Consider the following 12,207-nt stretch of genomic DNA (forward strand, 5'->3'; position numbering starts at 1 on the left):
GACGCAACCCGCCTGAGGAGGCCGCTCTTGTGGGCGATCCCCTGGACCGGCTCCTCTCTCAATTCGCCCTCCGCGCGGGCGTTTTCTACACGGGCAACATCTGCGGCCTGCACGATTTCAAGCGCGACGAGCAGCGGGGCCACCTGCATGTGGTCAGGCGGGGCCCGGTCAACCTGGTAAACGCAGGAAAGCCCGACGTATTCATCGAGCGGCCCTCGCTGATCTACCTGCCGCGCCCCGAGCGCCACCGCCTGGTGGCCAACGAGCGCGAAGGTGCCGACGTGGTCTGCGCCACGGTGCTGACGGGCGCGGGCGGGCGCAACCCCATCTCCGACTCCCTTCCCGACCTGGTGCTGATCGAGATCGACGGCTGCCCAGGCCTAGAGCCGATCCTGGAGCTGATGTTCTCTGAAGCGTTCGGCGCGGGCAGCGGTCGCCAAGCCGTGCTCGACCGGCTCTGCGAGGTCCTGACAATCCGCATGCTGAGGCATTGCATCGAGCGCGGGCAAGTCTCGGGCGGCGCGCTCGCGGGCATGGCCGACCCCAGGCTTGCCAAGGCACTGGACGCGATCCATCAGAGTCCTTCGGGCTCTTGGGATTTGAGCTCGCTGGCGGCGCAAGCCGGCATGTCGCGGGCGCGGTTCGCCGAGCACTTCCGGCGCGTCACCGGCGCCACGCCCGCCGATTACCTCTCGTCGTGGCGGCTGATGCTCGCGCAGCGCTTGCTGTCCAAAGGCGTTCCCGCCAAAACCGCCGCCCTGGACGTGGGCTACGGGAGCTCCAGCGCCTTGCATCGCGCCTTCCTGCGCAAGTTCGGCCAATCGCCCTCGGAGTGGCTCAAACAGCGTGCAATGGCGGACTGATTCGGCTGAGGTGGCACGGCGGAACGCCCGGACATCCGATTGAGACGCTCGGTCAACTTCGTTGACCCTTCCACTCCTACGATGAAGCCGAGTCCATCGCAAACCCCTCTGCGATGGCCCCACCATCCCCAGGAGAAAACCCATGGCCTATCTCAAGACGCTGACTTCCGTCGTCCATGCCCAAGCGCAAGGACCCCAAAAGGAGATCCTCGACACCGCCCTCAAGCAGGTCGGCTTCATCCCCAACATGTATGCCAACATGGCAAATGCCCCGGCCATCCTGGACACCTACCTGAGCGGCTACGGCAAGTTCAGGGGCGAGTCGGGCTTCACGCCTGCCGAGCAGGAGGTCGTGTTCCTCGCCGTGAGCCTGGTCAACGGCTGCACCTACTGCGCCGCCGCCCACAGCATGATTGCCGACAAGGTCTCCGGCGTCCCCGGCCCGGTCCTGGAGGCGATCCGCCAAGGCCGGCCGATCCCCGACGCCAGGCTCGCCGCCCTCTACGAGCTGACACAGGACCTGGTCCGCACGAATGGCAAGCCGTCACGCGGCAAGCTCGATGCATTTCTGCAAGCGGGCTTTTCCGAAAGCCAGGTCCTCTACATCGTCCTGGCCGTCGCCGTGAAAGTCCTGAGCAACTACTCCAATCACGCCTTCGGCACGCAGGTTGACGAGCGCTTCGCCGCTTACAAGCTCGCCTGAGCGCATCCCCAGGATGGCTTGGCCGGCCCCAAGTACCGACTTGTGAAAATGGCCTGCCGGTGAAATAAATGCCGGGCGCGCGAACCGTTTCAGCGCGGCACCTCCTCTTAGTCACTGAGGACCGTCCTCAAACAAACTATCCAAGGAGCTCGCCATGTTCTACGTCAAAAATGTCCCCTCGTGGGAACGCATCCTTCGCCTCGTCATGGGTGCGATGGCCCTGGCTTTCGCCGCCATGGGCTGGGGCTCGCCCCTGGCCATGGCCGCGGGGGCCATGGGCGCGGTCCTCGCCATGACCGGCCTGGTGGGCTTCTGCCCGATGTGCGCCATGGTCGGCCGCAAACTCGACAAGGGGCATTGAGCATGACAACGGCGGCTGACCACACTCCTCTCATCCTGGCCGCTCAAACGGGCGACCCGGCCGCCATCGGCCGCCTTTTGGCAGTGTGCCAGGCCGACGCCCGGCGCTACGCCCGCAGACACTGCCACGCGAGCGACGTCGACGACGCCGTCCAAGAGTCGCTGCTGACGATCTCCCGCAAGGTCAAGGGCCTGAAGGCCGCAGCCGCTTTCTCCTCCTGGCTCTTCGTCGTCATCAAACGGGAGTGCCGGCGTCTCGAGCGCATGATGTTCAGGCATGAGCCGCTCGAAGAGGAAATCGCAGAGCAGCAGCTCGCCTGCCGCTCGGACGACGCGCTTCGCATCGACCTGGCGCACGCCCTGGAGTCCCTGCCAGCGCACTACCTCGAAGTGATCCTGCTGCGCGACTTCGAGGAGCTCACCATCGCCGAGATCGCCGAGCGCCTCGACGAGAACGCCCCCGCGATCAAGAGCCGGCTGCATCGCGCGCGGGAATTGGTGCGGGAGTATCTTCTGGGGGGAGGCGGCGAACCCGCCGCGCAACCGAAAATCAAGGCCGGAGGCAAGTCATGAGTTGGGCTCCCATCGCAATCCTCGCCGTCGTTGCCCTACTCGCTTCCATGCAAGCGCTGATGTGGTTTTGCGCAAAGCGAAGCGGCGGCCGGCCCGCACCCGACACCTCTGCCATCGACGGCCCAGCCTCGGGGGATTCGGGGCGGCTGCATTACTTCTTCTCGACGAGCCGCGGGCCTTGCCGGGCGACGAGGCCGATGGTCGAAAAGCTGCGCGAGACCCATCGCAACCCGATGCCCGCCGACATTGCGCAGCGCATCGATCTGGCCAGGAAATTCGCAGTCGCCGGAACATCCAGCTTCGTTTTGATTGGGGGAGACACCGTCCGGGACGGTTCTGCTCGGGACCAGACCGAACGAAAATTTTCGCGGCTGCCCAGCGGCGTAGCCGGCGTAGCCGGCGTAGCATAAGGCGACAACATGCAAACTCGCTCCGTCCTCACGTGCCCTCTGTGCGGCCACCAAGCCGAGCTGGAAATGCCCCTCGACGCTTGCCAGTTCTTCCATGAATGCGGCGAGTGCCACTCTGTCCTTCGGCCCCTCCCTGGCGATTGCTGCGTCTTTTGCAGCTACGGATCGGTCAAGTGCCCGTCGATGCAACACCCAGAGACAGGCGGGCCCGCGGGGGCTGGCGGCTGCTGCGGTTGAGCTCCCGCAGCGCGAAGCGCCGCTCGACTCCTCCGGGCAGGCGACCAGGCTGCGGCGTCTGACCCGCTTGAGCTGACTTCTTGGCCGGTCGGCCCGGCATTGCACCCTCAGCCGTCGCGCCCAGGAGCGCTCCACCCAAGGCCCTCGGGCGGACTCCACTGGGGCTTGCGCGCCAGGAAACCGTCTGCCCTTTTCCACGTCGGTCCCTGCCGGGCGTCTCGAACCGCTCGTCCGTTCGAAAGCTGTGCCCTCTGGACACTATTCGCATATTCGTCAGAAGGTGGGGTTGGGGCTGGGGTTGGTCCCATGCTTGACGGTCAATGCGACCTTCTCGCGAGCCTTGTCCCTCGCCTTGACAAGCGGCAGGGGTATTTCGGGTCCCCGTTGGCCCCAGGCTAGCCCCACATCGATCTTGGGCTTCTTGCCTCGGACCATCTTTTTGACCACATGTACCGATGCCCTGGCCCCACCCGGACAGCGAATCCGGACGGAGCCTTTCGGCTGGTGTCATAGACGAGATAATTAGGGCTACCGGTCGGCTGCCACTGTTCGAATTTCAACCCAGCCTTGGGCATCTTCATCAGAGACACCTTCTGAGCAAGGTCTTCGGTCAGATCAAGCTTCATGCCATCCCTTTCAGGCAGCTTGGCGGCAAGCTTGACAGATCAACGTGGCTTGTGAGAGGCGCAACGCAGGACAACATGGCTTGATAGAAAAAGATGGAATTCCCCTCTGAAAACATAGAAGACAAGGCAGTTTCCCAGAGGGAAAGGCCCAAGCTTGCGAGCGATCTGAGCGGTCACACCCCCATGATGGCCCAGTACCTGTCCCTCAAGGCCGGGTACCCCGACACGCTGCTGTTTTACCGCATGGGCGATTTCTACGAGGTCTTCTGGCAAGACGCCGAGAAGGCCGCGCGCCTGCTCGACATCACGCTCACGCAGCGCGGCCAGTCGGGCGGCCAGCCGGTGGTGATGGCTGGTGTGCCCTTCCATGCACTGGAGAACTACCTGGCGCGCCTGATCAAGATGGGCGAGTCGGTGGCCATTGCCGAGCAGGTGGGTGAGGTGGGCGCGGCCAAGGGGCCGGTGGAGCGCAAGGTGGTGCGCGTGGTCACCCCCGGCACGCTGACCGACACCGAGCTGCTGTCCGACAAATCCGAATCGCTGCTGCTGGCCGTGCAACAGGCGCCGCGCGCGCGCTGTGGCCTGGCGTGGCTGAGCGTGACGCAGGGCCGCGTCTTCCTGGCCGAATGCGCGCACGACGAACTGGGCGCCTGGCTGGCCCGCATTGCGCCCAGCGAACTGATCTACAGCGCCGGCGTGACCGAGCGGTTTGAACAGCAACTGCAGGTGCTGCGCCAGGGTGGCGCCTTCACCTGCCCCATGAGCCCCCGGCCCGACTGGCAGTTTGACAGCGCTTTGGGTGAGCGCAAGCTGCTCGAACACCTGGGCGCCGCCAGCCTGCAGGCCTGGAGCGCGCAGGACCTGGCCCAGGCGCATGCCGCCGCCGCCGCGCTGCTGCAATACGCCGAGCACACCCAGGGCCGCGCGCTCACGCATGTGCACAGCGTTCAGGTGCAGCGCGGCGACGACCTGATCGACCTGCCCGCCAGCACGCGCCGCAACCTCGAACTCGTCAAGACCCTGCGCGGTGAGGACGCGCCCACGCTGTTCTCGCTGCTCGACACCTGCATGACCGGCATGGGCAGCCGCCTGCTCAAGACCTGGCTGCTGGAGCCGCAGCGCGACCGCGCCGAGGCCCGCCAGCGCCTGGCCGCCACCACCGCGCTGCGCGGCAACGGCAGCGCCACCCAGGCACCCTGGCAGGCCCTGCGCGAACAGCTCAAGGGCGTGAGCGACGTGGAACGCATCACCGCCCGCACCGCCCTGCGCCAGGTACGTCCGCGCGAACTGGTGGGTCTGGGCAAAACGCTACAGAAAGCAGAGCTTCTGGCGCAGAATGGGCGGGCACCTGAGCCGTATCTGGTTCAAATTTTCAGCCACCTGCAACCGCCACCAGGCTGCACGGAGCTGCTGCACCGCGCCATCGACGAGGAACCCGCCGCGCTGGTGCGCGACGGCGGCGTGATCGCCAGCGGCTTCGATGCCGAGCTGGACGAACTGCGCGCCATTCAGAGCAACTGCGACACCTTCCTGCTCGACCTGGAAACGCGCGAGAAGGCGCGCACCGGCATTCCCAATTTGCGCGTGCAGTTCAACAAGGTGCACGGCTTCTATATTGAGGTGACGGGCAGCCACCTCGACAAGGTGCCCGACGACTACCGCCGCCGCCAGACGCTGAAGAACGCCGAGCGCTTCATCACGCCCGAGCTCAAGGCGTTTGAAGACAAGGCCCTGTCGGCCAACGAGCGCGCGCTGGCGCGCGAAAAATGGCTGTACGAACAGGTGCTGGACCAGCTCCAGCCCCACATCCCGCAGCTCACCCGCCTGGCGCATGCGCTGGCCACGCTCGATGTGCTGTGTGCGCTGGCCGAGCGCTCGCTCACGCTGAACTGGTGCGCCCCGCAGTTCGTACCCGAGCCCTGCATCGAGATCGAGGCCGGCCGCCACCCCGTGGTCGAGGCACGCCTGGCCGAGACATCGAGCGGCGCCTTCATCGCCAACCACACACGCCTGAATGCCAATACGCGCATGCAGGTCATCACCGGCCCCAACATGGGCGGCAAATCGACCTACATGCGCCAGGTGGCGCTCATCGTGCTGCTGGCCAGCATGGGCAGCCATGTGCCCGCCGCGAGCTGCCGCCTGGGGCCGATTGACGCCATCCACACGCGCATTGGCGCGGCGGACGACCTGGCCAACGCGCAGTCCACCTTCATGCTGGAGATGACCGAGGCCGCGCAGATACTGCACGCCGCCACGCCCCACAGCCTGGTGCTGATGGACGAGATCGGCCGCGGGACCAGCACGTTTGACGGCCTGGCCCTGGCCAGCGGCATTGCCACGCACCTGCACGACAAGACCCGCGCCTTCACGCTGTTCGCCACGCACTACTTCGAGCTGACCGAGCTGCCCGCCAAGGCGCGCCACGCCGTCAACATGCATGTGGCCGCCGCCGAGGCCAGCACCGACATCGTGTTTCTGCACGAACTGCAACCCGGCCCCGCCAGCCGCAGCTACGGCATCCAGGTGGCCAAACTGGCCGGGGTGCCCGCCCCCGTGCTGCACCATGCGCGCCACGCCCTGGCCGCGCTGGAAGAGCGCGCGGGCGAAGATGAATTGCAGGTGGACCTGTTCGCCACGCCCGAAGTGCCCGAGAGCGCTGGCGCCAGCCCGGTAGAAGCCGCCTTGGCCGCCATCCATCCCGACCAGCTCAGCCCGCGCGAGGCACTGGATGCGCTGTACCAGCTTAAAAAGCTGGCGGGGTCGTGATGCTGGGCGCAAGCGATCGGAGTCGCCTGCAAAGACGGATCAAAATCACCGTGCAGCTATTACGTCATATACACCATTAGCTACATATTCAATAGTATTCGTTCGTCCTCTTTCCTTGGGCGGCAGCAGTGGTTCGGGCGCATTGCCGTGCGGCACTACACTCGGTGCCTTTCCTCTTTTTCGCACTCCCATGACGTATTGCGTCGCCATCAAACTCAATGCCGGGCTGGTGTTCCTGTCCGATTCGCGCACCAACGCCGGGCTGGACCAGATCAGCTCTTTTCGCAAGATGATGGTCTATGAAAAGGCGGGGGAGCGCTTCATGGTGCTGCTGTCGGCGGGCAACCTGAGCATTTCGCAGTCGGTGCGCGAGATCTTGCAGACCACGCAGATCAAGGATGAGGCAGACGGCGAGCCCGTTACCATCTGGAACGCCAAGAGCATGTTCGACGCCGCCCGCGTGCTGGGCGCCGCCGTGCGCCATGTGCATGAGCGCGATGGCGCGGCGCTCAAGCGCTCGGGGGTGGATTTCAACGTGTCGATGGTGTTTGGCGGCCAGATCCAGGGTGAGGGCATGCGCCTGTTCCAGGTGTATTCGGCGGGCAATTTCATTGAATCGACCGCCGAGACGCCGTATTTCCAGGTGGGCGAGTCGAAATACGGCAAGCCGGTGCTCGACCGTGTGCTGACACCCGAAACGCCGCTGGATGAGGCCGCCAAGTGCGCGCTGGTGTCGATGGACAGCACGCTCAAGTCCAACCTTTCGGTGGGCCTGCCCATGGACCTGGTGGTGTACGAGGCCGACCGGCTCACCACCGACAAGATCGTGTGCATTGACGAGCACAACCCCTACTTTCGCATGCTGCATGACAGCTGGGGGCAGAAGCTGCGCGCGGTGTTCGACAGCATCGAGGACCCGGCCTGGGACGGCCGCTCGACCGATACGCCCATTCTGGTGAACCCGGCGCGCAGCAGGCCGCTCAAGAAGATCACCAACTTCCGCGAAAAGCTGATCTGAACCCCTGCAGATTCATCGATGACCAAGATCGTTTTTTCGCACGGCAACAGTTTTCCGGCGGGCACCTACAACGTACTTTTCGAACACCTGCGCCAGCGCGGTTTCGAGGTGGCCGCCATCGACCGCTTCGGCCACGATGAGAAATACCCGGTCACCAGCAACTGGCCACACCTGGTGCAGCAGCTGGCCGACTTTGCCGCGCAGCAGGTGGGGGCCGCGGGCGAGCCGGTGTATCTGGTGGGGCATTCGCTGGGCGGCATCCTGAGCGTGATGGCGGCGGCGCAGCACCCCGCATTGGCGCGCGGCGTGCTGATGCTCGACTCCCCGCTGATCAGCGGCTGGCGTGCCACCACCGTGGGCGTGGCCAAGCGCACCCAGGTCGTGGGCGCCGTGTCGCCCGGCCGCGTGAGCCGACAGCGCCGCATGAGCTGGGCCAGCACCGAAGAGGCGCTGGAGCACTTTCGCAAGAAAAAGGTGTTTGCGCAGTGGAACCCGCAGGTGCTGCAAGACTATGTCACCCACGGCCTGCACGACGAAGACGGACGCCGGGTGCTAGGCTTTGACCGCGCAGTGGAAACCGCCATCTACAACACCTTGCCGCACAACCTGGATCGCCTGCTGCGCCGCCACCCGCTGGGCTGCCCGGCCGCCTTCATCGGCGGGCGCGCATCGGTGGAGATGCGCCAGGTGGGCATGGCGCTGACGCAGCGCGTGACGCACGGGCGCATCATGATGCTGGACGGCAGCCACCTGTTTCCGATGGAGCAGCCGCTGGCCACCGCCGCCGCCATGGAGGCGGCCTTGCTGAACCTGGCGGCGCTGCCGGCTGCAGGGCGCTGAGAGCCTTGCGCCCGGCGGGCCAAGAGCCATGAATGCGGGCCAGGCGTAACGCGGGAACAATCTGCGCGCCGCCAATGCAGGCGCAGGCAGCTTTTTACCAGCAGCTCCGGGGCGAGCAAGTTACACTGCGATACAAAACAATGGCTATCTTGCCCCAGCCTTGTTCGCCATGCCGCCCTGCCCCGCCCCCCAACCACCAGGGTCCATCTTGCGCTGGGCCCTGTTCCTGTTGTGGCTGTGTGTTGGCACCTGGGCGAACGCCGCGCCCGCGCCCGCCGTGCTCGTGCTGCGGGAAGCGGCCGCCACGGTGCAGGCCTGGCCCGCCGTGACGGTGCTGGCCGATGCCACCCGGCAGCACACGCTGGCGGACATGCAGGCGCAGGTGTCGCGCTTCGAAGCCCCAGCCGGCGCTGGCGGCACGCTCGGTGTACGGCCCGAAGCCATGTGGCTGCGCATGGAACTGATGGCCGAGCATCTGTCCGATGGCCGCTGGGCGCTGGACATCGACTACCCGCCACTGAACCGCATTGACATGTTCCTTACCCTGGGCGGGCAAGTCGTGCAGCACGCCACCCTGGGCAATCTGCAGCCTTACTCCCAGCGCCCCTTGCGCACGCGCTCGCACACCGTGGCGATGAACCTGGTGCCGGGGCAACCGTATGAACTGTGGCTGCGCGTGGAAACCACCGGGGCCATGGTCTTGCCCATCACCCTCAACAAGCCGGCCGCACAACTGAGCCGCGCCGTGCATGAGCAGATGCTGCAGGGCGTGCTGACCGGGCTGGCGCTGTGCCTGCTGGTGTACAGCCTGGCGCAATGGGCCAGCCTGCGGGACCCGCTGTTTGTGCAATATGCGCTGCTGCTGACGGGCAGCCTGCTGTTTTCGCTGCACTTCTTCGGGGTGGGCCAGCAGTACCTGTGGACCGACAACCCCTGGTTTGAAGTGCATGGCGCCTCGCTGGCCGCGCTCATGGCCACCTGTGGCTCGTTCCTGTTCATCAGCCAGTCCCTGGTCGGCCATTTGCCGCGCAGCCGTCTGCTGTGGGCGATGCGCTCCGGTGCGGTGCTGTGCGTGGTGCTGGCGCTGGTTTACGCGCTCGATGGGGTCTCCACGCACACCATCGCACGCATTGTCAGCATTCTGGGGCTGGTGCCCGCCCTGATGGGGATTCCCGGTGCTGTGCAGCGCGCGCGCAGTGGCGACAGCATCGGCACCACCTTCTTGCTGGCCTGGCTGGTGTACTTTGGGGCCACGGCCGTGGTCGTCGGGGTGATACGCGGCTGGCTGCCGGTGAACTTCTGGACGCTGCACTCGTTCCAGTTCGGGGCCACCATCGACATGCTGCTGTTCATGCGGGTGCTGGGCGAGCAGGCGCGCCGGCTGCGCAAGGCGGCGCAGGTTGCCAGCCAGGAGCGCGATGCCATGCGCTCGCTGGCGCATACCGATCCGCTCACCGGCCTGGTCAACCGCCGGGGGTTGCACGCGGCGCTGTCATCGGCCCTTGCGCGCTGCGATCCGCAGTCCTTGCTGGCGGTGTATGTGATGGACCTGGATGGATTCAAGCCCGTCAATGACCAGCATGGCCACGACGTGGGAGATGCCTTGCTGGTGGCCGCTACGCGCCGCCTGCTGGCCCAGGTGCGGCACAACGATGTGGTGGCGCGCGTGGGGGGCGATGAGTTCGTGGTGATGACCAGTGGCCTGGCCACGCCAGGGCAGGCCCAGGACCTGGGTCTTGAGCTGCTGAAGGCGTTTCGCACCCCGTTTGCGCTGGGCGACCTCCAGCTGAGCGTGGGCCTGACGATCGGCTATGCCATCGCGCCTCTCGACGCCCAGGACGCCAGCACCCTGCTCAAGCGGGCCGACGCCGCCATGTACAGAGGAAAGCAGGCGGGCAAGTTCTGTCTGCGGCGCAACAGGGATGATCTCGCGCCGGCTTGCGCCTAAGGCAAGAACCAGCGTGCCTCCCGCGCCGCCAGGCTTCGATCAGCGGCAGCAGCGGTAGGCCAGCCCCACCGAAGCGCTGTAGCCGGTGGGCCGCACGGTGAGGGGGCTGCGGCGGGCGTCGGACTGCACTTGCGAGACACCCACGCCACCCCACAGCACCCAATGGCGATTGAGCGCCGTCATGACATCCACGCCCAGATCCACGCCGTAGAGGCCGCCGCCGGGCTCATACGCGGGCAGCCGGGCGGCCCCGGCGCCACCCGCCACGGCAGGCACACCAAACCGGGAGCGCAGGTAGGTGCGGTCGCCAAAACTGGCGCCAGCACCAAAAACCACCCGGGTCTGTTGCGTGACGGGCAGGGTGTAGGAGACGCTGGTGTTCAGTTGCGCCCCGCCGGAGCGCCCCAGGATGTCTTGCGACAACCCGGCTCCCACCGACCACCGGGGTGTGATGGCATAGCCTGCGCTGAGACGGGCGCGCACGGTGGAGCGCACCTCGGGCAAGCCGTCCAGCAGCGGCGAATTGCTGCCCTTGCGACCACTGTCATAGCGCAGCGATGCGCTCAGGTTGAACCGGTCGCTTTCGGCCAGGACGGCGGTGGCACCCGATTCGCGCTGCTCCAGCCCATGGCCCATGAGCGTGCTGCCGCGCGAGGTGCTCAGGCGAAACCGCCCGTATTCCAGCGCCCAGGCCGGGCGCAGATGGGTGGAGCGATCACTGCTGCCGGCATAGTCCGGGCTGTTGCTCACGATGGCGCCCAGCACGTAGTTGAGCTTGGGGGATCCATCCGCATTGACGGAGGGTGGCGCTTCCTCGGCAAGGGCGGGCAGACCGGCGCCCAGGCCCCACAACACAGTGCAGCCCCAAAAGCCCCGAAGAATGCGCGGCAGGTAAGTCATGGCGCCATTATCAGCCGGCCCACTGCACTAAGCCAGTCCATGCCGAAATCAGCACCACCACGCCAAACGCGATGCGGTAATACGCAAACGGCACAAAACTGTGGGTGCTGATGTAGCGCAGCAGCCAGCGCACGCACAGCCAGGCGCTGAAGAAGGAAAACACCAGGCCCACGGCAAACATCGGAACGTCGGCCACCGACAGCAGGGCGCGTTCCTTGTACAGGCTGTACGCCCCCGCGCCGATCAGCGTGGGAATGGCCAGAAAAAACGAGAAATCCGTGGCGGCCTTGCGCGACAGTCCCAGCAGCATGCCGCCGATGATGGTGGCGCCGCTGCGGCTGGTGCCAGGCACCATGGCCAGGCACTGCACCAGGCCCACTTTCACGGCGTCCCACGCCGTCATGTCCTCCACCTCGTGGATGCGGGTGGCCGCGGCGGGGCGGCGTTCGGCCCACAGGATGATGAAGCCGCCAATGATGAAGGCGCTGGCCACCACCACAGGGGTGAACAGATGGGCCTTGATGGCCTTGCCGAACAGCAGCCCCAGCACCACCGCCGGCACAAAGGCAATCAGCACATTGAGCGCAAACCGTTGCGCCTGCCGCTGCGTGGGCAGAGCCGCCAGCGTGGCGCGGATCTTTTGCCAGTACACCAGGATGACCGCGAAGATGGCGCCCGTCTGGATGGCAATGTCGAACACCTTGGCCTTGGCGTCGTCAAAGCCCAGCAGCGACCCCGCAAGAATCAGGTGGCCGGTGGAGGAGATGGGAAGAAACTCGGTCAGTCCTTCGACCACGCCCATGATGGCGGCCTTGACCAGCAAAACAATGTCCACGCGTGCGTCCTTCAAGCCCTTGGGGCTGGCAAAAGAGCGAATTATCCTCCGGGTGAAGCGGCATTCCGTGCACCGCAGAGGAGTTTCCTCGTCCCACAGCGCTGCCTGCGAACTTCCAGAATGAA

General features: G+C 65.9%; 12 protein-coding genes. 10 read left to right on the forward strand and 2 right to left on the reverse strand.

Translation table 11 applies throughout. The features are described 5' to 3' along the window. The first annotated feature begins 29 nt into the window (after nucleotides 1-29). From AC1RDS_RS01375 to AC1RDS_RS01420, 10 genes are all read left to right on the forward strand, one after another. Entirely contained in the window at nucleotides 30-863 is an 834-nt protein-coding gene (locus tag AC1RDS_RS01375; RefSeq protein WP_244273681.1) for a helix-turn-helix transcriptional regulator, read from the forward strand. A gap of 142 nt (nucleotides 864-1,005) precedes the next feature. Then, nucleotides 1,006-1,566: a carboxymuconolactone decarboxylase family protein gene (locus AC1RDS_RS01380; RefSeq protein WP_492226624.1), complete on the forward strand. Its 561-nt coding sequence runs from the start codon at nucleotides 1,006-1,008 to the stop codon at nucleotides 1,564-1,566. 154 nt (nucleotides 1,567-1,720) lie between these two features. Next, on the forward strand, nucleotides 1,721-1,927 hold the full coding sequence (locus AC1RDS_RS01385) for a YgaP family membrane protein (RefSeq protein WP_287876867.1): 207 nt from the start codon (nucleotides 1,721-1,723) through the stop codon (nucleotides 1,925-1,927). A 2-nt stretch (nucleotides 1,928-1,929) separates the two neighbouring features. After that, on the forward strand, nucleotides 1,930-2,499 hold the full coding sequence (locus tag AC1RDS_RS01390) for an RNA polymerase sigma factor (protein WP_287876865.1): 570 nt from the start codon (nucleotides 1,930-1,932) through the stop codon (nucleotides 2,497-2,499). Continuing rightward, nucleotides 2,496-2,909 carry a hypothetical protein gene (locus AC1RDS_RS01395; protein ID WP_492226625.1) on the forward strand — a complete coding sequence of 138 codons (414 nt, stop codon included), beginning with the start codon at nucleotides 2,496-2,498 and terminating at the stop codon, nucleotides 2,907-2,909. The genes AC1RDS_RS01390 and AC1RDS_RS01395 overlap by 4 nt, the downstream gene beginning before the upstream one ends. 9 nt (nucleotides 2,910-2,918) lie before the next feature. Further along, complete coding sequence (locus tag AC1RDS_RS01400) at nucleotides 2,919-3,146, forward strand: GDCCVxC domain-containing (seleno)protein (RefSeq protein WP_092698750.1); 228 nt, start codon at nucleotides 2,919-2,921, stop codon at nucleotides 3,144-3,146. 809 nt (nucleotides 3,147-3,955) lie between these two features. After that, on the forward strand, nucleotides 3,956-6,541 hold the full coding sequence (gene mutS, locus AC1RDS_RS01405) for a DNA mismatch repair protein MutS (protein WP_492226626.1): 2,586 nt from the start codon (nucleotides 3,956-3,958) through the stop codon (nucleotides 6,539-6,541). 190 nt (nucleotides 6,542-6,731) lie between these two features. Beyond that, entirely contained in the window at nucleotides 6,732-7,559 is an 828-nt protein-coding gene (locus AC1RDS_RS01410; RefSeq protein WP_092698291.1) for a proteasome-type protease, read from the forward strand. A gap of 18 nt (nucleotides 7,560-7,577) precedes the next feature. Beyond that, complete coding sequence (locus AC1RDS_RS01415) at nucleotides 7,578-8,399, forward strand: alpha/beta fold hydrolase (RefSeq protein ID WP_092698293.1); 822 nt, start codon at nucleotides 7,578-7,580, stop codon at nucleotides 8,397-8,399. Between the two features lie 208 nt (nucleotides 8,400-8,607). Then, nucleotides 8,608-10,347 carry a diguanylate cyclase domain-containing protein gene (locus tag AC1RDS_RS01420; protein ID WP_492226627.1) on the forward strand — a complete coding sequence of 580 codons (1,740 nt, stop codon included), beginning with the start codon at nucleotides 8,608-8,610 and terminating at the stop codon, nucleotides 10,345-10,347. A gap of 39 nt (nucleotides 10,348-10,386) precedes the next feature. Here the strand turns inward: AC1RDS_RS01420 and AC1RDS_RS01425 are convergent, their stop codons facing one another. Both AC1RDS_RS01425 and AC1RDS_RS01430 read right to left on the reverse strand, forming a co-directional pair. Continuing rightward, nucleotides 10,387-11,247 carry a MipA/OmpV family protein gene (locus AC1RDS_RS01425; protein ID WP_092698297.1) on the reverse strand — a complete coding sequence of 287 codons (861 nt, stop codon included), beginning with the start codon at nucleotides 11,245-11,247 and terminating at the stop codon, nucleotides 10,387-10,389. Nucleotides 11,248-11,257: 10 nt separating this feature from the next. Beyond that, nucleotides 11,258-12,082 carry an undecaprenyl-diphosphate phosphatase gene (locus tag AC1RDS_RS01430; RefSeq protein ID WP_092698394.1) on the reverse strand — a complete coding sequence of 275 codons (825 nt, stop codon included), beginning with the start codon at nucleotides 12,080-12,082 and terminating at the stop codon, nucleotides 11,258-11,260. Between the last annotated feature and the right edge of the window lie 125 nt (nucleotides 12,083-12,207).

Source organism: Acidovorax sp. GW823-FHT02H02 (assembly GCF_058797075.1).

Bases quoted from the DNA above. Each gene is read 5' to 3' on its own strand.
- AC1RDS_RS01380 (WP_492226624.1), top strand. From the start codon at position 1,006: ATGGCCTATCTCAAGACGCTGACTTCCGTCGTCCATGCCCAAGCGCAA.
- AC1RDS_RS01385 (WP_287876867.1), top strand. From the start codon at position 1,721: ATGTTCTACGTCAAAAATGTCCCCTCGTGGGAACGCATCCTTCGCCTC.
- AC1RDS_RS01390 (WP_287876865.1), top strand. From the start codon at position 1,930: ATGACAACGGCGGCTGACCACACTCCTCTCATCCTGGCCGCTCAAACG.
- AC1RDS_RS01395 (WP_492226625.1), top strand. From the start codon at position 2,496: ATGAGTTGGGCTCCCATCGCAATCCTCGCCGTCGTTGCCCTACTCGCT.
- AC1RDS_RS01400 (WP_092698750.1), top strand. From the start codon at position 2,919: ATGCAAACTCGCTCCGTCCTCACGTGCCCTCTGTGCGGCCACCAAGCC.
- mutS (WP_492226626.1), top strand. From the start codon at position 3,956: ATGATGGCCCAGTACCTGTCCCTCAAGGCCGGGTACCCCGACACGCTG.
- AC1RDS_RS01410 (WP_092698291.1), top strand. From the start codon at position 6,732: ATGACGTATTGCGTCGCCATCAAACTCAATGCCGGGCTGGTGTTCCTG.
- AC1RDS_RS01415 (WP_092698293.1), top strand. From the start codon at position 7,578: ATGACCAAGATCGTTTTTTCGCACGGCAACAGTTTTCCGGCGGGCACC.
- AC1RDS_RS01425 (WP_092698297.1), bottom strand. From the start codon at position 11,247: ATGACTTACCTGCCGCGCATTCTTCGGGGCTTTTGGGGCTGCACTGTG.